Genomic DNA, 23082 nt, shown 5'->3' on the forward strand with positions numbered 1-23082 from the left:
TTTTGTTATTCGATGAAATGCGCCTTTTTATCGATGAATTATTAGTTCTTTATACTTAAATTGCAATACTTAATAACTTAAAAAAATGAGAATGAAATTTCTTGAAAAAATATGCTTTTCAATAGCTCTAATTATTACGGCTGCGTGTTTTAGTCAAAACATGCAAGAAGGTTTTCAATACTTAGAAACAGGAAAATTTGATAAAGCTGAAGTCTTTTTTCAAAAAATACTAGTTGATTATCCCGAAAACAAAACCGCAAATCTATGTTATGGAAGAGCAGTTGGTTTAAATGGTAATGCTCAGAAAGCTGTTGGAATATTTACCGAATTATTAAAAGAATACCCTAAAGATCTTGAAATTGAATTAAACTATGCCGAATCTCTTTTATGGGGAAGCCAGTTTGAAAAAGCAAAAGGTTACTACACAACACTTGTTGAAGAAAACCCAACTAACTTCGCTGCTTTACTTGGATTTGCAAATACCTTTTCAAATTTAAAAGAATACGAAAACGCACTTATTTATGTAAATAAAGCGCTAGAAGTTTCAGTTAAAAACCCAAACGCTATGGTTTCTAAAAAATACATTCGTTTAGGTTATGCAAATGAGTTTGTTCAAAAACAAAATTATAACAAAGCTCTTTCTCTTTTAAATGAAAATTTAATAGATTTTCCAAATGATAAAGAAACCTTATTAAATAAGGTAAATATTTATTTAATGACAAAAGAAACAGCTAATGCTACTAAAATTTATGAACAAATAGCAACCAACGCTAAAGACAGTTTACTTGCCCTAAACGGATTGGCTTTAGTTGCACATATTGATGAAAATGATAAAAATGCTTTGGAAATCTCTAAAACTGCTTTATTAAAATCGGAAATTGTAAAAGACACTACTTTAACAAAACAAACTTTTGAACGGTACACACAAGCACTTATTTGGAATAGAAAATTTAAAGAGGCAGAAACCAACATCCATAATTTATTAACTGATTATGGAACTGAGAATTGGATATTAGCTCTGCGTGCAACTTTAGGAATGTATAGAAGCGATTTTAAAGAAACCATTGCTGATTATAAACAAATATTAAAAAAAGATTCTCTCTCTTTTGATGGAAATTTAGGAAGTACTAACGCGTATTTTGCAAATGGAGAAATAAATAAAGCATACAAGGGAGTATTTAAAACACTGGGTATTTTTAAAAACCAAAAAGATGCTCAGGGATTTTTAGAAAAAATAAACAAAAATTACACTCCTTTTATTGAAGAAAAACTGAGTTATACTTTTGATAACGGAGATAACGTTGCCTATTCAACTTTCACAAAAATTACGTTTCCAATTAATACAAGCTTAAGTTTTTCTGCCAATTACGAATATAGAAAAACCGAGAATACTGTTTCAAAAAATGAAGCAAAATCAAATAATTTTAATTTAGAATTACAATATCAATTTCATCCAAAAATTATATTTAATGCTAAAGCAGGTATTTCTCGAGCAAATTCTTACAGTAACGAATATAATCAACTTTTAGCTGAAGTGTTTTTTAAAATGAAACCTCTTAAGCTTCAAGATTTAGAAATTGGATATAAAAGAGAAGTACAAAATTTTAATGCCGACTTAGTTGACAAAGAAATTGCATCCAATAACCTTATTCTAAATTATAATCTAAGTACAAATTTTAAATTTGGCTGGTATACTCAGTATTTATATACAACACAAACAGATGATAATGAAAGAAATCTTTTATTTACTTCCTTGTATTATAATTTTTTATCAAAACCAGCATTTAAGGGAGGTTTAAATTTTCAACATATAACATTTAAAAACCAGGTGCCAACTGTTTATTTTAGTCCTGAAAAATTTAATGCTGTAGAAGTATTTATTGAAATTTCTAAAAATGATAAAAAACTATTTTATAGTTTAAATGCTGCCACAGGTTATCAATATATTGAAGATCAACCAAAGCAATCTACTTATAGAATACAAGCTAAATTAGGCTATAATGTATCCGACAGATTAATAACAAATGTTTATGGAACTCGAAGTAATATTGCTTCTGCAACAGCAGCTGGTTTTACTTTTACAGAAGTTGGTTTTGTTTTAAAATGGTATTTAACCAGACAACCTAATTTCTTAAAGAAGTTTATAAAATAAAAAAAACCGAAGAAAACTTCGGTTTGAATTGGGGTTGATTGGGGTATTAAATAATTTATTTATCTCATTATTAATTTAACCTAATTAATAAGCGCACTTCAAAATATGTTTTATAATAACTAATTTTATAAATTTCGATTAAGCAATCCATTTTTTCAGACCAATATATTTTAATCCGTTTTAAAATTCCAAACCTGTCCAATTGATTGTGCTCCTTTCGAATCTTTAACAACTACTTTCCAATAATACACTTTTGAAGATGCTACTTCAACATTTAAGATTGTTTCAGATTGATTAGCACTTAACTTTTGTAAAGGTGGATTATCTGTCCCGAAAAATATATCATACACTAAAGTATCATTATCAACATCATTAGCTGTCCACTCCAAAGTTGCAGTAGTTGTTTGAACTACAAAGCTTAATTCTGGGGAAACTAAATCAGGTGAAAATGGCTGGTGATTTTCAGAAGCAATACCTTCAGTATAAAATTGAAAGGTAGATGAAAAACTACTTGAGTCATTTTTACTATCTGTTGCTTTTACTCTCCAGTAATATGCCTTTCCTATATCTAATGCAAAAACTGTTGTTGTTTTTTGAATGCTAGCATTGTGAACCATTTGTAAAAACTGAATATCTTTTGCAATTTGAATTGTATAATTAATAGTATCTCCATCCAAATCTAATGAAGATTCCCAATTAAAAGTAACTGTATTATCAATACACAGTAAATTATCAACTGGAGCCATTAAAACCGGTACAGAAGGCGTTCTATTTTCAACAACAGAAATTGATTCTGGATCATCTCCTGATTCCCCGCAAGCTATTAAAGAATTTACTACTAAAATTAAATATAAATATTTTTTCATTTTTTATTGTTTTACAATTTTAAGAACAACTGGCTTATCTAAATTCAACTTAGCCAAATAAACTCCTTTTGGTTTATCATCTAAATTTAATTGAATGGTTCCATAAACATTTGAATAATTCTGTTTAGAAATTAACTGTCCATTCATATTATACATTTCAATAGTTACTTCTTTTTGTAAAGAAGGCATTGAAATTTGAAACATCCCATTAGTCGGATTAGGATATGTAGTAAATAAATCTGTTGTTTCTATTATTTTTGAAAAAACACCTTCACAAATCACATCCGATTTAACTATAACCTCATCACCAGAATTAACATCTAAAGCAAATGAAGTTGATAGTGTTTTTAAAATACTAATCCCATTTACAAACACATTATATGGTGCTGTTCCTTCCTCAATATCAATAGAAACTTTACCAGAATTCATACTCGCTTTACCTGCTAAAACATTTCCATTTAATATTTCAATAGAGAAGCAATTACTAACCTTTTCATTTGGATCAAAATCACCTAAAACATTAATACAAAAATTATATACACCTGGAGATAAATCGGAAATCGTAATATCTTCAGTTGAAAAATTATATTTCACTCCGTTAATGGTAGTTTCGTAATTATAATTTTTATTAGCTGAAATTATTAATTGTCCATTTTTTATATTTGGACAAGTTTCTCCAAATGCAGTAATATTAAAATTATCTGAAGGTAAATTAAAACAACCTGAGGTATTAATATCTGCACCATATGGAGTATTCATACAATTATCAAATTCATCTAAAATACCATCTTGATCTGAATCTTGAAGAAAAGAAAGCTTACCTATTTCTAAATTAAAGGCCTTAAATTGGTTAAAATCACCTATTACCGAAAATACAACACCAACTATTTTAGTGATTTTTTCAGGTTTACCATTTCCATTTTTAAAATTCTTAAATGCTATCTTATATTCTTTTTCGGATTCATTTGGTTCTATTTGAAATCTTAATCTATTATTCCAATCTGTTAAATCCTCAGTAACTATAACCACCTCAATAGGCAAATTATTTATAGTACTAAACTCCAAAACCCCAAATTCCGCTGCTTCAAAAGCCAAATTACCAGCAATAATATTTCTAAATAAATTTACTACACCTTTAACATTACCTTTTACAGAAGATTTTCTTTCAATTTCATATTTAGTAGCATTTACTTCAACAGCTCTTTGCTGAACGTCAAATTTAATAGTATTGGCTTGATCTGCTAAATAATCAATTCCCCAAGGCCCATCCGCCAAATAAATAGCATCGGTTTGCATAGAGTTTTCACCTTTTATAGAAAATCCAATATCAAATAAGTTTCCTGTTTCTAGAATTATTAATTCCTCACTATTACCGGATAATTTTATGTTTTGCGATAAATACTCAGAATTAGACTTTTCTGTACTTCTTTTATTACCTTCAAAGTAAAAAGAACCATCATTTGATTTATTTTTTATATTTAAATATAACTTTCCATTTTTATATGATCCTTTTTTTACAAAAACAGAAGGAACTCTATTTTCATCCATTATAGTATCGCTAGTTAAATTTACAATTGTAGAAGACTCTATATTTGTAATAATTTTATCGGCAATAAAATGTACCTGATCTTTGGTGCTTCCCCAAATTTGGAAATTCATATAATCGCCTGCTGGATATTGTTCAATACTCCAGTAACTACGTAATTTATTTTCATCAATTAAAAGTTCTATCGAAAAATTTAAAGCATATTCTATCAATCCATTATCACGCTCTATTTGAAGCATAATTACTTGATGTTCTTTAACCATAGAAACTGTGGCATCAATTAAAGATGAACTATTTAATCTATCACAAATAACTTTTGAATGATCATAAACTTTGCTTGTTGTTTCAGTTGCCAAAACAGCGGCAACTCTGTTTTCTGTATTACCTAGATAATAATCAACTCCAAAAATTTGTATTGCATTTGTAACATTTAATAAATCTTCAGCTGTAGATATATGCGCAGTTTCTGTAGTATTGAATCCAGTTTCAGGGAATAAAGCAGCCAAGTTAATACCACTTTCACTTGATTTACTTTGAATTCCTTTTTTCGAAAATTTAGATTGTTTTTGCTTTTTATTTAGTTGATTGTTAGTTCTTATTCTATTAAAATTTCTTCTAGCAATAAGGTTTGCCAAGTCTCCATTACTCTCTAATCCTCCATCATTTGCAGAAGTAACTGTAGTAGTTGGTGGAGCTAAAATGACTACTTCTAAAGTTGTAGCATCTGATTTAGATTGACCATTGGATAACCTACTGGTTGTTGCTACAACCTCATAACTTCCTTCAATAAATTCTGGAGCTAAAATTGATAAACTCCAAGATGTGTTATCTATAAGTAAGCCATTTTCTAAACCATATGTATATCCGTTAACGGTAACCGTTAAACTATCATCGCCTAACATCTCTCCACCCCAAGTACCTGTAAGAGTTGGTGTGGCATCTTCTGTTGTTAATTGATTTATTGTTGGTCTTAAAATTTCACCAGATGTAATATTATTTAAAGTCCCGTTAATAATAATCCCTAATTCTGCCCACGTTTTATCTAAAACACCAGGTTCCTTATCATTAATACCGCCAATATCACCATTTGATGTTTGACTTGTTGATGTAAATCCATATAAAGCGATTGCAGAATCGCCATTTATAGCAATTCCAAAAGTATTTAAAACATATGCTTTAATACTTTCTTCAGTAAAACCAAATTCTAACCAGGAATCTGCACCTGCTCCATCAATATCCGTTCCTGCAGCATAGTTAAATATTCCTGCATTTCTATTTGTTAATTGTAGTTCAGCATTTTTTGTCCCATTTAACCAAGCCGTTTGAGATGGTGAAAGTCCTGTTTTTGAATAATCTCTTTGGTGAAAAGACACATAGGGAGTTTGGCTTTTCCAATTGGCTTCAACAAAAACATCGGCAATCATATCTCCAGAAACATCAATTCCTAAATAAAAGGATGTTAATGGATTCATTTCTGCCATTCTTACTCTGAAAAAATAAACATCATCTGTAATTCCATCACTAAAAGTAATCGTCTCTTTTTTGGTCTCTAGCAATGCATAATTCTCATTACCTACAAAGTCCTGATCTGCATTTGATTGTTGATCATCATTTGGATCAAAATTATCACCTTGCATAATTGATATCCATGCTCCACTTGTTTGTTCAACAATACTAGTAGTTTGTGAAAAACCAACTTGCATAACCAGTATTAAAGCAATAAAATAAATGAAAAAGTATTTTTTAATCATATCTATATAAATTTCTATGTAAAAATATGTATAGAAACTTATTATAAAACGAATTTTCGCTGATTACAAAAATACTATCGGTAAAGAGATGATATGTAAAGATGAATGAATTAAACTACAGTAAATTAAGACGCTTCATTAATTCTGGTCTATTGGATCGGCTAACCGGAATAACATTATTTCCTATAAGAACACTATTATCTTCAATATCAATAATTTTTGTAGTATTGATAATAAACGATCTGTGTACTTTTAAAAATAAATCATCAGGTAATTTTTCTTCAATCTTTTTCATTGTAGAATGTACCGTATAATTTTTAGAATCTGTTTTTATTAAAATATAATCACCTTTTGCTTCAATTAAATTAATTGTCGCAAAATTTATTTTAACCAATCTTCTATCAATATTTACATACAGTTCATTAATAACTTCGGTATCCTTTGGTTTTGACTCAACTTTATTGGTTTGAGAAAATAAAGTTGCTTTTTGAACTGCCTTATCAAAACGTTCTTGTGTAACAGGCTTCACTAAATAATCTACAATACAGTCGTATTCAAAAGCTTCAATTGCAAAGTTTTTATCGGAAGTGGTTAGAATTACTTTAGGTGGATTTTTTAATGTTTGCAACAAATCGAACCCTGTAAATGTTGGCATATGAATATCTAAAAAGATAAGATCTACACTATTTTGATTTAAATATTTAATGGCCTCAATTGCATTAGAAAAAGATTCAATTAAATTAAGATTTTTATTATTAGAACTTAATTTATCGATAATAGCTCTTGCCATTTCTTCATCATCAATAATAATACTTTTCATACCAAAAAATTTAAACCATTTTTATAAAACAAATCATAGAATTTAAGATCTCTTCAAATTCTAATTTAAGATTTAAGTTATCTTGTTTTAACTCTTCTTCATAATCTATTGCAACCTGATAACTCTTTTCGAGACCTAAAATACTAATTTTATGTTTAATTTTATGCACAAGTTCTGCAGCTTGTTTAAAATTATTTTCGTTTAGAAATTTTTTATAGCTATTTATTTCTTCTGGAAGTTCTTTTTTAACAATTATAAGCAGCTTTTCTTCAAATTCTAAATCGCCTCCAGAAATTTCTTTTAAATAATTTAAATTAGGTTTTTCGTATATCATAATTATTTTGGAATTGTAAAATAAAATGTGGTTCCTTTTGAAACTTGACTTTCAAGCCAAATTTTCCCTCCATAAAAATCAATAATTCTTTTTACAATGGCTAAACCAATACCTGTTGCATTCTGATTATCATCAATTTTCTCAAAAATTTTAAATATTTTATTGAAATATTGTTCTGAAATTCCTTCTCCGTTATCTTTTACATAAAATTCCCAATAATTCTCTTTTTCAACAGCACCAACCTCAACAAAACCTTTTTCTTTTTCAATACTTTTTATTGCGTTTTGTATTAAATTTTGAAATAATTGTTGGAGCCTAAATTTATCTCCTATTATTACAGGTAAATTATTTTTAATAGTTAAGGTTACGTTTTTTGGCACAAATAAAATCTCACTTAATTCTGTTACTAAGTAATGAATATCAACATCATATCTATCCAATTCAGCCTTATCAATGGTAGAATAATTAAGAATCCCACTAATTAGGGCATCCATTTTTTCAACATTTTTCAATATTAAATCTAGATGGCTTTTACTTTCATCATTAACAACATTTTTATCGTCTTCTAAAACCCAGTTAATTAATGAATCTATGCTTCGCAAAGGAGATTTTAAATCGTGTGAAACAATGTGTGCATAATTATTTAATTCCCCATTTTTATTTTCTAGATGTTTTAATAAATCTTCTCGCTGTTTATTTACTCTTAAGATTTCTTTAGATTGTTCTTCTATGAAGCTCGTTAAATCAACAGCTCGCATAATTTCATCATTATTATCGAAAGGCTTTAACTTTAAAACTCTTACAACGTAATTAAGGCTTTTAATTATTTTCTTTTGATTTTCAGCATCCTCTCGAAGCTTCGAATTTGCTTCAAAAAGTTCATCAGAGCTAATTCTCATTGCTCTTTGCGACATATTTAGCTGATCTTCATAATTATTATAGGAATTATTAATAGCCTCAAAAAAGTTTTTAAGATTTTCGTCCTGTGCTAATTCAGCTGGTAGATGTTTTTTTAATTGTCTAATTAATAACGAATTCACTATTCACTAATTAAGGTTAAAGTCATTGTTTGATTGTGCAATTCACAATTTTGCGCTCCATAAAAAGGGGCCATTTCACCATAAGAGTAAAAACCTGCTATACTTGTTTTATCTCCTATACTATTAATTACCTCTTCTATTTCTTCTTCAACTCTTTGATCTAAAACCAATTTACGTCCAATACAACTTACCAACAATGCCAATTGTGGATCATTTTTTCGATGTTCCATAGCTAATTTTGCGGCGTCATAGGCACCACCAACAATTGCATCAACAGATGCCATCATTAGTTGAACTTTTGAACCTTCTGGAACATCTCCTGCTAAAGTCATTGAATTAATTTCCTTATCTATTGATAAAATAGTTCTTACCACGGGTTTAGATTTTCCTTTTGGAGTTACATTTAAAGGAAAAAGTAAAGATGCCTGTGGAAGTTCTGAAGCTTTATCACCCAAATATTTTGAATACAAATCTAACGCTGGTAAATTGTCAATTTCAAATAAAACATTTCCTTCAGATTTTGTTATTATTCGTTCAGGACCAAAAGGACTCCAACCTCCAACACTGGAAAACGAAATTTCTAACCATGCTCCATAAAACCCAATAATTATAACTTCTCCTTCTTTAGGATCTTCTTTAAAAGACGCAACTGTTTTTTCAAACCTTGCATCATCACCACACATTCCGCCAGTTAAGGAAATATTATTTTTAAAAGAAGTTTCAATGCCTTCAATTAAAGCGCTTCCATTTACAAAACTTCCTTCGGATAAAACAAAAACGTGTTTTAAGTTTTTTGATGGCAGTTCACTTATTAATTTTTCACCTAACTGTTTTGCGTTCTTATCAAAATCTAAAATATTCGCTCTTTTAATTTCAAAAGTACTTTTCTCAAACTCAATTGCAGTTACAACAATTGAATTATCATGTACATTTCCCTCTATGATTTCTCCTGAAGTTGATCCAAAAACAAGGTTTTCATAAGGAAATTGATTTCTAATATCATTTATTACTTCTTTTTGTTCTAATAAAAATCTATTCCCAAAAATTAATACTAATGGGTTATTTAATGGGATGTTTTCTGATAAAAATTCCCATTCTAAATTATTTATTTTTTGTGCTTGTACTACCTTCATTCTTTTATTTCTTAATGCTAAAAAAGAAGGTTGTTCCAACGCCTACTTTACTTTCTAACCAAATCTCCCCTTTATATAATTCTACAACTTTTTTAACAATACTTAGACCAATTCCTGTTGATTTTTCATAATCACCAAGTGTATTAAATATTTTAAATATTTTTTCATGGTATTCTTTTGGAATTCCAACTCCATTGTCTTTTATGGAAAAAATATAAAAATCTTTAGCATCTTCAAAATCGACCTCTACCAACCCTTTTTCTTTATCAATATAATTAATAGCATTACTAATCAAATTTTGAAAAAGTTGTTGCAATCTGGTTGAATCAGCCTTTATTATAGGTAACTTATTTTTAATAACTACTTTAATATGATTTGGAATAAATATGGTATCAATAATTCTTTCAACAACCTCATTAACATTCACATCATTATTATTCATACCTTGATCTTCAATGCTAGAATAATTTAAGATATCTCCAATTAATTTATCCATTTTTTCAACCTTATCTTCCATCATGTTTAAATTGATAAGACTATCCTCTCCAATTTTTTCGGCAAAATCTTCTTTAGTCCAACTTAATAGCGCAGAAATACTTCTTAAAGGCGATTTTAAATCGTGAGATACAATATGCGCATATTCATTTAATTGCTCATTTTGTTTTTCTAAACTATTTAATAATTCTTCTTTCTGTTTTTCCAAATTTTTTTGTTCAGTGATATCTAAATGAATTCCTATAGAACCTATTAACTTTCCATTTACATTGTAATTTGGAGCGCCACTTATAAGCCAATTCCGTGTTTCTCCACTTTTAGATGTTGCTTTTACTTCATAGGAATCGGAAATACCTCTTTCTCGCCTATTCATTTTTGAATCAAATACTACTTTACTATCATCAGTTAAAATTAAATCAGCTGCTTTTTTACCAACCAATTCGTTCAATGAATATCCGCTTATATCACAAAAACTTTGGTTTGCTAATAAAATCACATCATTATTATCAACTTCAAGTAATCCTAAATTCATATTAGCAATTATACTGCTGTATTTTTCTTTTTGAGCTTCTAAACTCTCCTCATATCTTTTGCCAATAGTAATATCATAATAACTCCATAAATATCCTTTATAAACTCCATCCTGAACAATTGGAATACCGTTTCTTTCAATAACTCTGCCGTCTAAAAGTTCTAATTCTTGCTTATAAACCTCATCATTTTTTTGCATTACAAGGCTATTTATATCTAAAAATTGTTCAGGATATTTGAATAAATGTTTCACTTTCTCATGAAAATAAGAAACTTTTGACCCTTGGAATGAATTGTCATTTTCACATTGGCCAAATAACGAATTGAACTTTTTATTTACTACTTGAATGTTTTTGTGGTTATCTTCTAATAGAATTCCTGATTGAAGATGAACAATTAAAGTTGACAATCTATTTTCAGAGTCTTTTAACTTTTCTAAAGCTCGCTTTTCTTTGGTAATATCTTCAATGGTTGTAACATGAAATTTCACTTTATTATTAGTATCCTTAACACCTGTTACAGAAGTTTTTGCCCAAACAATTTCTCCACTTTTTTTTATATACCTCTTATTTAAAGAATAAGATTCAATCTCATCATTATACAACTCACTACGTTTAATTTCTGAAATTTCTTTATCGTCATCAAAAGTTAAATCTTGAAGTTTTATTTTTTTAAATTCTTCCTGAGAAAAACCAAACATTTTGGTCAACGAATTATTTGCCATGAGTAAACCAATGTCATCTTTTCTAGATAAAGAAATTCCAATTGGTGAATGATCCACAATTATATCTAACTGTTTCTTTTGTTGCTCTATAAGTTCTTTGTAAATATTTTCCTGAGTAATGTCTCTTAAAATACCTTGGGCGGCAATAGGTTTTCCTTCTTTATTATAAATAATACTTGAATTTACCTGAACTAGTTTCTCTTCGTTGTTTTTGGTTTTAATTATTGCTTGGTAATTTTTATAAAAACCTTTTTCATATAAGTCTTTAAACGCTTTTTCTGTATACTCTAAATACTCTTCCTTAACAATTGCAGTTAAGTTAAATGATTCTTTGCTTGCATCATACCCTAGCATTTCAACAGCAGCATCATTCATACTTAAAACATTACCCATAATATCCATAACTATATAGGCATCAATAATATTTAAGAAAACACCTTCTAATTCAGACGTTTTTTGACTTAAAGATTCTTCTAGCTTTTCATTTGAAACTTTTAATTCTTCAGAAACCATATAAAGTTCCCGAGATTTCTCTTCAAGAATTTTTTCAGCTGCCTTTCTTGCTGCCTTTTGCCTTTCTAGTGCTCTTTCTAATATCTCAATTTTACTATTTTCCATTTGGTTCAGAAATTAAAAATCGAACCTCGGTTCCGTCTTCTTTCAATAATTCAAGAGTAAGATTAAAGTTTTTACCATAATGTTCAAAAGTTTTCTCAATTAACGCTTTTGCAAACATATAAAGCCCCCTATCCGAATAATAAATCATTTCTAATGATTCATTATCTTTCCTTTTAATTTTAAAAGTTGGTAGTTCTGCTCCCGGATATAATTTTCTAACTTCAACATGAATATGATTCTCAATAGATTCTAATAAATCCATCGGTGTTTTGTAATATTTAATAATATCTGGGTGATTACTATGTAATACTTTAAAAAAGTATAAACCATATGCATAAATTAAATCTTGCACGGGGACATTAACTTTTTCACTCAAATTTGAAATTAAACTTAACATTTCACCAAAATCATATGTTCCAATTGATGTATAAACCCCTTTTGATTTTAATTCTGATTTATAAATAATATAATCAACTGTTTCTAGTCCAAAAGTTTCTTCAACCATTTCTAAAAACTCCGTAAATACAATTCCTTTCATTTTTTAACCTTTTATTAATTCGTTACAACTCCAATAATCTAAAACTCTTTTGATCAATTCAACATAGTCACCAAATTTTAAAGGCTTTATTACATATCCTGCAACCCCAATTTTATAACACTCTAAAACATCCTTACGATTATTTGATGTGGTTAAAATAATAGTTGGTATATACCTTAATTCGCTATCATTTTTAAGAATGCTCAAAAATTCTATCCCATTTAATTTTGGCATGTTTAAATCTAATAAAATAATATCAGGTAATCGATCTTTTTTAAATAGAATACTCAACGCTTCTTCGCCGTTTTTAGCCTCAATAATTTTATGTGGATATTCAAGTTTCGAAATTGTTCTGTTCAATTTCATAACTTCTATCATATCATCTTCTATAAGAAGAATTGTTAAGTTTTTTTTCATTTTAAATGGTGAATTCTAATTAATACATGTAAAAATGCTGAAATAATTGGTATTTAAACCATAAATATCGTTAAAAACTTAATTAACTATCGATGAATGGTAGATAAGTATCGTTAAATGGTAAACAATAAATTAAATTTAAACTAATTACTGAAGTTAATTATATTTTTTCTTAAACAAAACCGATTCTGTATCTTTGCCGACTATGCAATTTGAACTAAAAACTAAAGATCCTAACAGCAAGGCTAGAGCAGGAGTTATAACAACCGATCACGGTACAATTGAAACTCCAATATTTATGCCTGTTGGTACTGTTGGAACAGTAAAAGGGGTACATCAATCCGAATTAAAAGACGAAATAAATCCTGATATAATTTTAGGAAATACCTACCATTTATATTTACGTCCACAAACTAAAATTTTAGAACAAGCCGGTGGTTTGCATAAATTTATGAATTGGAACAGTAATATTTTAACTGATAGCGGTGGTTATCAGGTTTATTCACTTTCTGAAAGAAGAAAAATTAAAGAAGAAGGGGTGAAATTTAAAAGCCATATTGATGGTTCTTATCATACATTTACTCCAGAAAATGTGATGGAAATTCAACGATCGATTGGAGCAGATATTATTATGGCTTTTGATGAATGCACTCCATATCCTTGTGATTATAGTTATGCAAAACGATCGATGCATATGACACACAGGTGGTTAGAACGTTGTATAACACATTTAGATAAAACACCTTTAAAATATGACTACAATCAAACATTTTTTCCAATTGTACAAGGAAGTACTTATAAAGATTTAAGAAAACAATCTGCAGAATATATTGCATCTGTTGGTGCTGAAGGAAATGCAATTGGTGGACTCTCAGTAGGTGAGCCTGCCGAGGAAATGTATGAAATGACTGAGGTTGTAACAGCTATTTTACCTGAAGATAAACCTCGTTATTTAATGGGAGTTGGTACGCCAATAAACATTTTAGAAAATATTGCGTTGGGTATAGATATGTTTGATTGTGTAATGCCAACACGTAATGCCCGAAATGGAATGTTATTTACTGCTAATGGAACAATAAATATTAAAAATAAAAAATGGGAAAATGATTTTTCTGCTATTGATGAAATGGATATAACATTTGTAGATACCATGTATTCTAAAGCATATTTAAGGCATTTATTTATTTCAAAAGAACTGTTAGGAAAACAAATAGCCTCAATCCATAATTTAGGATTTTATTTATGGTTGGTTCGCGAAGCAAGAAAGCATATATTAGCAGGAGATTTCACAGATTGGAAAAACAGAATGGTAAAACAAATGGATAAGAGATTATAACCCTCTTTTTTATTTATTAAATAATATCAAATTACTATAATTGAGAATTTTAGATAAGTATATATTAAAAAAGTTTTTATCCTCTTTTGCTTTGGTACTGATTTTATTATTACCTATCGCAATTGCAATAGATGTTTCTGAAAAAGTTGATAAATTTTTACGCCATTCGGATCTCTCTGTTGGTGAAATTATCAATGATTATTATGTGAATTTTATAATAATCTTTGGAAATACATTTATGCCATTGGCATTATTTATTGCAGTTATATTTTTCACTTCAAAAATAGCTGGTAACACTGAAATAATTGCCATTCATTCTGCTAAAATTTCATTTACACGATTTTTAAAGCCATATTTTATTGGTGCCACTCTAGTTACATTATTGGCTTTAATAATGAATCACTTTTTTGTTCCAAATAGCAATAAAATATTTAATGAATTTAGTAAAAAATATTTAAAAAAGAAGAACTATAGCCAAGATGTTTTAACAAATATAAACTTACAGTTGGGTCCAAACGATTATATTTATTTAAAAAGTTATAATTCAAAATCAAATAATGGACATAAATTTTCATTAGAAAAATTTGAAGGCACCAAATTGAAGTATAAATTAATGGCTGAAAATATACGTTGGATTGAAAAAGACACGGTTTTTAGATTAAATACTTATAAAAAAAGATACATTTTAAATAATCGTGATTCGATAGAATCCGGAATCAAATTAGATACATTATTATCTTTCTCACCAAAAGACTTAGTAAATGTAGACGGTTTAGCAAAAGAAATGACTTCATTTAAATTAATCGAATTTATAAATCAAGCTGAAGATCGAGGAATTAGTAATTTAAACACTTATTTAGTTGAGCTTTACAAAAGAACTAGCTTACCTATTTCAACATACATACTAACATTTATTGCGGTTTGTTTAGCCGCAAAAAAGCGTAGAGGTGGTATGGGAGTTAATTTAGCAATTGGGATATCACTAATGTTTATATACGTGTTTTTCTTAAAAATAGCTGAAGTTTTAGGTGCTGGCGCCGAGACAAATTCACTAGTTATGGTTTGGCTTCCAAACATGTTTTTTGGAGCATTGGCAATTTACTTATATATAAAAAATGCCAAAAACTAGATTAAAAAATTATCTCCATCTCCATTTACTTGTTTTTATTTGGGGATTTACAGCTATTTTAGGTGCGCTAATAACCATAGACGCCATACCATTAGTTTGGTATAGAATGCTACTCGCCACCTTATTTGTTTTTATATATTTATTATTTACCAAATTACCTTTAAAAATATCACCAAAAAATATGGTGAAGTTTATAATTGGTGGAATTTTAATTGCATCACACTGGATCTTCTTTTTCTCTGCAATTAAAGTTTCAAATGTTTCAGTTGCTTTGGTTTCAATGAGCACAGGAGCTCTGTTTACATCACTTATAGAACCTTTCTTTTTTAAAAGAAAATTAATTCCAATGGAGCTCATTTTTGGACTCATCGTAGTTTCTGGATTGTACCTTATTTTTAATGTGGAAAGTGAATATACACTTGGTATAATTTATGCCCTAATAGCGGCTTTTTTATCGGCACTTTTCACCGTTTTAAATGGATTATATATAAGAGATAACGATGCTTCTGTATTGTCATTCTATCAACTTTTGTTTGGTGTTGTATTTATTACGATCTATATTTTAGCAACTACCGGATTCACTTTTGAAATTTTTAACTTAACAAAGTCTGATATAATTTACTTATTAATTTTAAGCAGTATTTGTACGGCCTATGCCTTTGTTATTTCTGTAAAAATAATGAAGCATTTAACACCCTATACTGTTATGTTAACTATTAACCTAGAACCTATTTATGGAATTGTTTTAGCAGTAATAATATTTGGTGAAAAAGAAAAAATGAGCCCACAATTTTATATTGGAGCATTGATTATATTTATAACCGTAATTATAAATGGAATATTAAAAAATAAAAAAAGGCTGTAATTTAACAATCAAAATTGCAGAAGTTGTTATATTTGTAGTTACATCCAAAATAAAAAATATGGAATATTTAGATTTTGAATTACCAATTAAAGAGTTAGAAGAACAACTTGATAAATGCGAATTAATTGGTAAAGAAAGTGATGTTGATATGACTGAAAGTTGTAAAAACATTGAAAAAAAACTGCTAAAAACTAAAAAAGATATTTATAAAAACTTAACTGCCTGGCAAAGAGTTCAGTTGTCCAGACACCCAAACAGACCATATACTTTAGATCATATTAACTATCTAACAAATGGTTCTTTTATGGAATTGCACGGTGATAGAACCGTAAAAGACGATAAAGCAATGATTGGGGGATTAGGTAAAATTGGAGATCAATCATTTATGTTTATTGGTCAGCAAAAGGGTTATAACACAAAAACTCGTCAATACCGAAACTTTGGAATGTCTAATCCAGAAGGCTATAGAAAAGCGCTACGTTTAATGAAAATGGCTGAAAAGTTTAGTATTCCAGTAATAACTTTACTTGATACTCCTGGGGCGTACCCTGGCCTTGAAGCTGAAGAACGTGGACAAGGTGAAGCTATTGCACGAAATATTTTTGAAATGACACGATTAAAAACACCTATTATTACCATAGTAATTGGTGAAGGCGCATCTGGTGGAGCATTAGGAATTGGTGTTGGAGACAGAGTATTTATGATGGAAAACACTTGGTATTCTGTTATTTCACCAGAATCTTGTTCATCTATTTTATGGAGAAGTTGGGAGCATAAAGAAGAAGCTGCTGAAGCCTTAAAACTTACAGCTGAAGATATGAAAAAACAAAAGTTAATAGACGGAATAATAAAAGAGCCTCTTGGTGGTGCTCATTTTGACCGTGAAGGAGCTTTTAAAGAAGTTGAAAAAACGATCCTGAGTACATTTAAGGAGTTAAAAGATTTAACACCTAAAGATCTCGTAAAAAAGAGAATGGATAAATATGCTGAAATGGGCGTTTTTAAAGGATAAAAAAATAGTTAAAACCTCTCAAATTTGAGAGGTTTTTTTATTAATTTTATTCTATGTTTATTCTAAATTCAAAACAAATTTCTGAAGCTGATAAGGCAACCATTTCCATCAATAATATTTCCTCTATTGATTTAATGGAACACGCTGCAACACAATGTTTTAATTGGCTTCATAGTAGATTACAAGGACAAGGAATTAAAATTCATGTATTTTGTGGTATTGGCAATAATGGTGGAGATGGCTTGGTAATTGCCAGACATCTTTATCAACATGGCTATAATGTTAGTTGTTATATTGTAAATTTTAGCGATAAAAGAACTGACGAATTTTTAATAAATTACAATCGTTTAAAAGAATTAGGAGAATGGCCGCCTATAATTAAATCTGAAAAAGATTTTCCCAAAGTAGCTTTTGAAGATATCGTTATCGATGCTATTTTTGGAAATGGATTAACAAGAGAACCTGAAGGTTTTACAAAAAAATTAATTCAGTATATTAATCATACCAGGGTATTTACCTTGGCTATCGATTTCCCTTCTGGGTTGTTTAGTGACGAATCCGTTATAGATACTGGGGCTGTGATAAAAGCTGGTCATACCCTAACATTTCAAACTCCAAAATTAGCTTTTCTTTTACCTGAAAATAAAGATTTTGTAAATACCTGGGAAGTTATTGATATAGGTTTGGATGAAAATTTTATTAAAAATTTAAATCCTAAATCACACTATATTACAAAAAACGAAATAATACCAATATATAAATCCAGAAACAAATGGTCTCACAAAGGCACTTATGGTCATTCACTTATAATTGGTGGTAGTTTTGGTAAAATAGGAGCTGTTACTTTAGCAACAAGGGCTGCACTAAAAATTGGCAGCGGATTGGTTTCTGCTTATCTTCCTAAATGTGGTTATAATATTTTACAAATTTCAGTGCCGGAAGCAATGGTTGAAGTTGACAATGATGCTGCTTTAGAATATTATAACTTTAAAACAAAAGCAACTATAATTGGAATTGGACCTGGAATGGGAACTGTTGAGAAAACGGCTCTGGGCTTTGAACTTTTTATTAAAGAAAATAAACTTCCACTTGTTATTGATGCAGATGCAATTAATTTGCTTTCAATTAATAAGTCTTTACTAAAATATTTACCAAAAAACACTGTTCTTACACCACATCCAAAAGAATTAGAACGCCTTATTGGGTCTTGGAAAAATGATTTTGAGAAACTTGAAAAAATTACTGATTTTTCCAAAGACCATAATGTAATTGTTGTTTTAAAAGGTGCACATACTATTATAATTAATGAAGATAACAAATATATAAACTCCACAGGCAACCCAGCTCTAGCAACAGCAGGAAGTGGGGATGTTCTAACTGGACTTATAACTGGATTAATAGCTCAAGGATACGAGCCTATTAATGCTGCCATTTTAGGTGTTTATTTACATGGTAAAACTGCAGATTTAGCACTTCAAGAAACTAGCTATGAAACTTTTACTGCATCATCTATTTTAGACTATTTATCTGATGCAATTTTGGATATTTTTAAACAAGATATGGACCAAGAAAAAATTGAAGATGATGAAGAAGTTGAGGATGGCAATTAAATTAATGATTTTTAAAGACATAAAAAAAAGTGCTATTAAATAGCACTTTTTTTTATGTCTTTATTTATTCTAAATTCCTAGCTCTAAAAGTAATTCCCTAAGCTCTGGATTAGAAGGTCTATTTGCATTTGCATCAACAATATTTCCTTCTGGATCTAATAAAATAAATCGTGGAATAGAATTTATTCCATAAGCAGTTATAAAATCTGATTCAAAATTATTATCTGCAAATAATTGTACTCCTTTAAGATCTAAATCTTTAACCATTTTTTTCCAGGTTTCATAAGCATTTAATTTGTCTACAGAAATACTTACAAATTCAATGTTTTTACCATGAAAATCGTTTTCTAAAATTTTTAATGAAGGAATCTCATCTTTACAAGGTTTACACCAAGTTGCCCAAACATCTATATAAACATATTTACCTTTTAAGTCAGATAATGAAGTTGTTCCGCCATTAAAATTCTCATAATTTACAAATTCAGGAGAAGAGGTTCCCTTAGCAAAACGTAACAAATTTTCGTGCACTTTTTCATAATTAGATTCAACATATCTAAAAAACATTTGATCATTTCTTGCATCCATTACACCAATAATCGAATCTAAATTTGGAGCATCATCTTTATAACTTTTTAATAAAGATTTGGCTGCTGTTAATTTGGCCTCATACTCCTCTTTATCTAATTTAAAATAAGTTTTAGGATTTGCGTCCTCACTAACATAGAACATTCGTTTATTTTCAATAAAACTATTTGTTTCTGCTCCATTCCCATTAAATAATGCTCCATCAGAAAGTTTTTCTCCTTTAAAATTCACATTTAAATTATATCCATTCTTTAAAAATAAAGTCAGTCTATCATTCCCATTTGAAATGGCATAAACCCCATCCAAAACTTTAAGAGTATCAGAAAAACTACCATCTTTAGATACTAAAATTTCTTTAGAGTAGTCTTTTCCTTGAACCAATAATTTTTCAACACCTGAAGTTTTCAATTTCCCATTAAGCGTAACAAAATCGTTCTGTTCAGATTTACAAGAAACTATTAAAACTGCTACAAACAGCCATATTATTTTTTTCATCTATTATTACCTTATTAAATTTTAAATATTATTTTCGTTAAACATTTTAATCAATTTTGGGCTAGATGGTCTTGGTGCATTTGCACTAACAATATTTCCATTAGGATCAATTAAAATAAAGCGAGGAATACCTTTAATTAAATAACCATTAACAAAGTCCGAATCCCAACTTTTATCTGCAAATAATTGAATTCCTTTTAACTCATCATCTTCAATCATTTTTTTCCATTTATCATGATCTTTCAAAGCATCAACAGAGACACTTACAAATTCAATGTTTTTCCCATGATATTTTGCTTCAACTTCTTTTAAAGCAGGTATTTCAGCTTTACAAGGCCCACACCAAGTTGCCCAAACATCCACATAAACAAACTTCCCTTTCAAATCATCTAAAGACGTTGTTCCTCCGGCAAAGTTTTCATATTCTTCAAATTTAGGAGATGGTTGACCCTTAGCAACTGTTTTTAATTTATTATAACTATCTGTAATTTCTTTTATGTGCTCCTCATTTGTAGAGTTTTCCATAAACATTTTATAGTAATCCTCTAAATTTTCAGTATATGTTATTCCATATTTTGCATCGTCATAAATTAAGTGGTTTTTTATTGTTTGATTTTCTGAATTAATTGCTGCAGATAAAAAGGCTAAATCTTCAGAAATAGAATCCACCTCCATTAATTTTTTTGCTTCTTTTCTAAAATGACTATTTACAATACTTTTATAACCTTGAGAAAATAAAAAGTCCTCTTCTTTATTAAAATCCGAAACCTGTTCAACATCTTTTAAAAAATCATCCGAAACTTTAAACCCTTTTTTCTTAGCATAGTGTTCATGATAACGTTCATACCGATTTAAATCTGAAATATAATCATATTCAATATTTCTCAATTCTTTTGCTATAAAATCGGCAGGAAGGTCTTGAGCATTCTGTAATAACTGGGATACTGTATTTTTTAATTCTAATCTATTTACTTTATAGTCATTTTCTTCCTTTTTGTAAATTTCAGTTCCTTCACCAGTTAATTCGGTATATTTTTGAGATTTCAGCCAAATGTAATTTGAAATTTCAGATCCTTTTCCAGAAATTAAAAGTGTATTTTCAAAATCATTTATATCATAATTAATCCCTAAATTATCTCCATAATTAATATATAATTCGGCCATATTTTTACCGTCATAAAGAATATAAGTTCCTTCCTCAGTTGTTAAGGTATCAATAAAACTACCATCTTCTAAAACTTTAACTTCTTTTTTAATACTTCTATCAGTGCTATTTAAAGTAAAACTATCAATACTACTATTAGTAATTTTACCTGATAAAATTGCATAATCAATTTTAGCTTCTTCTTTGCAAGAAATAAAGGTTAAAATAGTAATTATCAGGGCGATTTTCCTCATGATTTTATGTTGTTTTTGAATTAATCTCTCAAAGATAAAACTATTTATTTAATTTAGTATTCTACAAATTACTTTAACAAATAATTTGCATATCTTGTTTGGATTCTTCAATTTTGAATAAGCAAAAATCATATATGAACAACGTACATTATATAGATCAAAAAATATTAAATTTTGAAATATTACAAGACCTAATTTATACAAAAAAGAAATTAGAACTTTCAAATAAAGCTATTGAAAATATTGAAAAATGCCGGAATTATCTAGACCAAAAAATTAAAGAGAATAGCGCTCCCATTTACGGAATTAATACAGGGTTTGGATCTTTATGTAATGTTAAAATTGACGCTAACAATTTACGTCAATTACAAGAAAATCTGGTAATGAGCCATGCATGTGGTACTGGTAAAAGAGTTCCTAAAGAAATTGTTAAGCTAATGTTATTGCTTAAAATTCAATCTTTAGGTTATGGTTATTCAGGTGTACAATTAGAAACAGTAAAAAGACTTATAGACTTTTATAATAATGATATTATTCCTGTCGTTTTTACTCAGGGCTCTTTAGGAGCATCTGGAGATTTGGCTCCTTTAGCGCATTTATCTTTACCTCTAATTGGTAAAGGAGAAGTTTATTTTAAAAATAAACGTGTTTCTAGTTCCAAAGTTTTAAAGAAATTTAAATGGAATAAAATAGAATTAAAATCTAAAGAAGGTTTAGCACTGTTAAACGGTACACAATTTATGAGTGCATATGGTGTTCAGTTAATTTTAAAATCTTTTAAACTTTCTTATTTAGCCGATTTAATTGGGACACTTTCACTAGAAGCATTTGATGGTAGAGTTTCACCTTTTAACAAACAAATTCATGCTATAAGACCTCATAACGGCCAAATAAAAACCGCCAAACGTATAAATGAATTTTTAGAAGATAGTGAATTAATAAATCAATATAAAGAACATGTACAGGATCCTTATTCATTTAGATGTATGCCACAAGTTCATGGCGCAAGTAAAGATGCTCTAGAATATTGTAAAAATATTTTTCTAACCGAAATTAATTCTGTAACAGACAATCCAAATATTTTTATTGAAACTGATGAAATTATATCAGGTGGAAATTTTCACGGACAACCATTAGCATTGGCTTTTGACTTTTTAAGTATTGCAATGGCAGAACTTGGCAGTATTTCAGAAAGAAGAACATTTCAATTAGTTTCAGGACAACGAAATTTACCTCCATTTTTAGTTAAAAACCCTGGATTAAATAGTGGTTTTATGATTCCACAATATACAGCCGCAAGTATTGTAAGTCAAAATAAACAATTAGCAACACCTGCATCTGTAGATTCAATAGTTTCCAGCAACGGACAGGAAGATCACGTAAGTATGGGTGCTAATGGAGCAACCAAAGCAAAACAAATTGTAGACAATATAGAAACCATATTAGCAATAGAATTGTTAAACGCTTCACAAGCTTTATATTATAGAATACCAACAAAAACATCTCCTTTTTTAGAGTCGTTTTTAAAAGTTTATAGAAGTGAAATTCCTTTTGTAGAAAATGACATTGTTTTAAGTACAGAAATTAAAAAAACAGTTTCTTTTATCAACAGTTTAGATATAGATAACGAAGAATTATTTTAAATAAAAAAAGGGTTTTAAACCCTTTTTTTATTGATTAAACTTTT

The 23082-nt window shown here is 28.8% G+C and carries 18 protein-coding genes; 7 read left to right on the top strand and 11 right to left on the bottom strand.

The window, feature by feature from the left end; genetic code table 11:
- The first annotated feature begins 91 nt into the window (after positions 1–91).
- Positions 92–2152: a tetratricopeptide repeat protein gene (locus CHB63_RS09510; RefSeq protein WP_245856888.1), complete on the top strand. Its 2061-nt coding sequence runs from the start codon at positions 92–94 to the stop codon at positions 2150–2152.
- A 170-nt stretch (positions 2153–2322) separates the two neighbouring features.
- Here the strand turns inward: CHB63_RS09510 and CHB63_RS09515 are convergent, their stop codons facing one another.
- The 9 genes from CHB63_RS09515 to CHB63_RS09555 form a co-directional block, all read right to left on the bottom strand.
- The gene (locus tag CHB63_RS09515) at positions 2323–3018 is read right to left on the bottom strand and encodes a hypothetical protein (RefSeq protein WP_089378237.1); all 696 of its coding nucleotides are present in this window, start codon (positions 3016–3018) and stop codon (positions 2323–2325) included.
- Between the two features lie 3 nt (positions 3019–3021).
- Positions 3022–6315 (bottom strand): T9SS type A sorting domain-containing protein, encoded by a 3294-nt coding sequence (locus CHB63_RS09520; protein WP_089378238.1) that lies wholly within the window; start codon positions 6313–6315, stop codon positions 3022–3024.
- A 115-nt stretch (positions 6316–6430) separates the two neighbouring features.
- Positions 6431–7135 (bottom strand): LytR/AlgR family response regulator transcription factor, encoded by a 705-nt coding sequence (locus tag CHB63_RS09525; RefSeq protein WP_089378239.1) that lies wholly within the window; start codon positions 7133–7135, stop codon positions 6431–6433.
- A gap of 10 nt (positions 7136–7145) precedes the next feature.
- Positions 7146–7469: an Hpt domain-containing protein gene (locus tag CHB63_RS09530; RefSeq protein ID WP_089378240.1), complete on the bottom strand. Its 324-nt coding sequence runs from the start codon at positions 7467–7469 to the stop codon at positions 7146–7148.
- A gap of 2 nt (positions 7470–7471) precedes the next feature.
- Complete coding sequence (locus CHB63_RS09535) at positions 7472–8509, bottom strand: sensor histidine kinase (RefSeq protein ID WP_089378241.1); 1038 nt, start codon at positions 8507–8509, stop codon at positions 7472–7474.
- Positions 8509–9642 (bottom strand): FIST signal transduction protein, encoded by a 1134-nt coding sequence (locus tag CHB63_RS09540; RefSeq protein ID WP_089378550.1) that lies wholly within the window; start codon positions 9640–9642, stop codon positions 8509–8511. The genes CHB63_RS09535 and CHB63_RS09540 overlap by 1 nt, the downstream gene beginning before the upstream one ends.
- Positions 9643–9646: 4 nt before the next feature.
- On the bottom strand, positions 9647–12010 hold the full coding sequence (locus CHB63_RS09545) for a PAS domain-containing sensor histidine kinase (protein WP_089378242.1): 2364 nt from the start codon (positions 12008–12010) through the stop codon (positions 9647–9649).
- A complete protein-coding gene (locus tag CHB63_RS09550) occupies positions 12000–12548 on the bottom strand; it encodes a heme NO-binding domain-containing protein (RefSeq protein ID WP_089378243.1) in 549 nt (182 codons plus the stop codon). The genes CHB63_RS09545 and CHB63_RS09550 overlap by 11 nt, the downstream gene beginning before the upstream one ends.
- A gap of 3 nt (positions 12549–12551) precedes the next feature.
- The gene (locus CHB63_RS09555; protein ID WP_089378244.1) at positions 12552–12965 is read right to left on the bottom strand and encodes a response regulator; all 414 of its coding nucleotides are present in this window, start codon (positions 12963–12965) and stop codon (positions 12552–12554) included.
- 205 nt (positions 12966–13170) lie between these two features.
- On the opposite strand from CHB63_RS09555, the gene tgt reads away from it, so the two are divergent.
- From tgt to CHB63_RS09580, 5 genes are read left to right on the top strand one after another with little or no spacing between them, the layout of a single operon-like run.
- Positions 13171–14301: a tRNA guanosine(34) transglycosylase Tgt gene (gene tgt, locus CHB63_RS09560; protein ID WP_089378245.1), complete on the top strand. Its 1131-nt coding sequence runs from the start codon at positions 13171–13173 to the stop codon at positions 14299–14301.
- A gap of 40 nt (positions 14302–14341) precedes the next feature.
- Positions 14342–15430, top strand: coding sequence for an LptF/LptG family permease (locus CHB63_RS09565; protein ID WP_089378246.1), 1089 nt, complete (start codon positions 14342–14344; stop codon positions 15428–15430).
- The gene (locus tag CHB63_RS09570) at positions 15417–16295 is read left to right on the top strand and encodes a DMT family transporter (RefSeq protein ID WP_089378247.1); all 879 of its coding nucleotides are present in this window, start codon (positions 15417–15419) and stop codon (positions 16293–16295) included. Before CHB63_RS09565 ends, CHB63_RS09570 begins: the two co-directional genes overlap by 14 nt.
- A 58-nt stretch (positions 16296–16353) precedes the next feature.
- The gene (locus CHB63_RS09575; protein ID WP_089378248.1) at positions 16354–17307 is read left to right on the top strand and encodes an acetyl-CoA carboxylase carboxyltransferase subunit alpha; all 954 of its coding nucleotides are present in this window, start codon (positions 16354–16356) and stop codon (positions 17305–17307) included.
- A gap of 53 nt (positions 17308–17360) precedes the next feature.
- Positions 17361–18917 carry an NAD(P)H-hydrate dehydratase gene (locus CHB63_RS09580; protein WP_089378249.1) on the top strand — a complete coding sequence of 519 codons (1557 nt, stop codon included), beginning with the start codon at positions 17361–17363 and terminating at the stop codon, positions 18915–18917.
- A gap of 69 nt (positions 18918–18986) precedes the next feature.
- On the opposite strand, the gene CHB63_RS09585 is transcribed toward CHB63_RS09580, so the two are convergent.
- Complete coding sequence (locus tag CHB63_RS09585) at positions 18987–19997, bottom strand: TlpA family protein disulfide reductase (protein WP_089378250.1); 1011 nt, start codon at positions 19995–19997, stop codon at positions 18987–18989.
- A 21-nt stretch (positions 19998–20018) separates the two neighbouring features.
- Positions 20019–21395 (bottom strand): redoxin domain-containing protein, encoded by a 1377-nt coding sequence (locus CHB63_RS09590; RefSeq protein WP_089378251.1) that lies wholly within the window; start codon positions 21393–21395, stop codon positions 20019–20021.
- Between the two features lie 134 nt (positions 21396–21529).
- Here CHB63_RS09590 and hutH point away from each other — a divergent pair, with 134 nt between their 5' ends.
- Complete coding sequence (gene hutH, locus CHB63_RS09595) at positions 21530–23038, top strand: histidine ammonia-lyase (RefSeq protein ID WP_089378252.1); 1509 nt, start codon at positions 21530–21532, stop codon at positions 23036–23038.
- Positions 23039–23082 lie beyond the last annotated feature (44 nt).

Origin of the sequence: Lutibacter flavus, assembly GCF_900188355.1 — a bacterium.
Lineage (GTDB): Bacteria > Bacteroidota > Bacteroidia > Flavobacteriales > Flavobacteriaceae > Lutibacter > Lutibacter flavus.

Coding starts and splice junctions, on each gene's coding strand:
- CHB63_RS09575 (WP_089378248.1), top strand. CDS start 16,354: ATGGAATATTTAGATTTTGAATTACCAATTAAAGAGTTAGAAGAACAA.
- CHB63_RS09530 (WP_089378240.1), bottom strand. CDS start 7,469: ATGATATACGAAAAACCTAATTTAAATTATTTAAAAGAAATTTCTGGA.
- CHB63_RS09540 (WP_089378550.1), bottom strand. CDS start 9,642: ATGAAGGTAGTACAAGCACAAAAAATAAATAATTTAGAATGGGAATTT.
- CHB63_RS09580 (WP_089378249.1), top strand. CDS start 17,361: ATGTTTATTCTAAATTCAAAACAAATTTCTGAAGCTGATAAGGCAACC.
- CHB63_RS09545 (WP_089378242.1), bottom strand. CDS start 12,010: ATGGAAAATAGTAAAATTGAGATATTAGAAAGAGCACTAGAAAGGCAA.
- CHB63_RS09590 (WP_089378251.1), bottom strand. CDS start 21,395: ATGAGGAAAATCGCCCTGATAATTACTATTTTAACCTTTATTTCTTGC.
- CHB63_RS09585 (WP_089378250.1), bottom strand. CDS start 19,997: ATGAAAAAAATAATATGGCTGTTTGTAGCAGTTTTAATAGTTTCTTGT.
- CHB63_RS09550 (WP_089378243.1), bottom strand. CDS start 12,548: ATGAAAGGAATTGTATTTACGGAGTTTTTAGAAATGGTTGAAGAAACT.
- CHB63_RS09520 (WP_089378238.1), bottom strand. CDS start 6,315: ATGATTAAAAAATACTTTTTCATTTATTTTATTGCTTTAATACTGGTT.
- hutH (WP_089378252.1), top strand. CDS start 21,530: ATGAACAACGTACATTATATAGATCAAAAAATATTAAATTTTGAAATA.
- CHB63_RS09525 (WP_089378239.1), bottom strand. CDS start 7,135: ATGAAAAGTATTATTATTGATGATGAAGAAATGGCAAGAGCTATTATC.
- CHB63_RS09570 (WP_089378247.1), top strand. CDS start 15,417: ATGCCAAAAACTAGATTAAAAAATTATCTCCATCTCCATTTACTTGTT.
- CHB63_RS09510 (WP_245856888.1), top strand. CDS start 92: ATGAAATTTCTTGAAAAAATATGCTTTTCAATAGCTCTAATTATTACG.
- CHB63_RS09515 (WP_089378237.1), bottom strand. CDS start 3,018: ATGAAAAAATATTTATATTTAATTTTAGTAGTAAATTCTTTAATAGCT.
- tgt (WP_089378245.1), top strand. CDS start 13,171: ATGCAATTTGAACTAAAAACTAAAGATCCTAACAGCAAGGCTAGAGCA.
- CHB63_RS09555 (WP_089378244.1), bottom strand. CDS start 12,965: ATGAAAAAAAACTTAACAATTCTTCTTATAGAAGATGATATGATAGAA.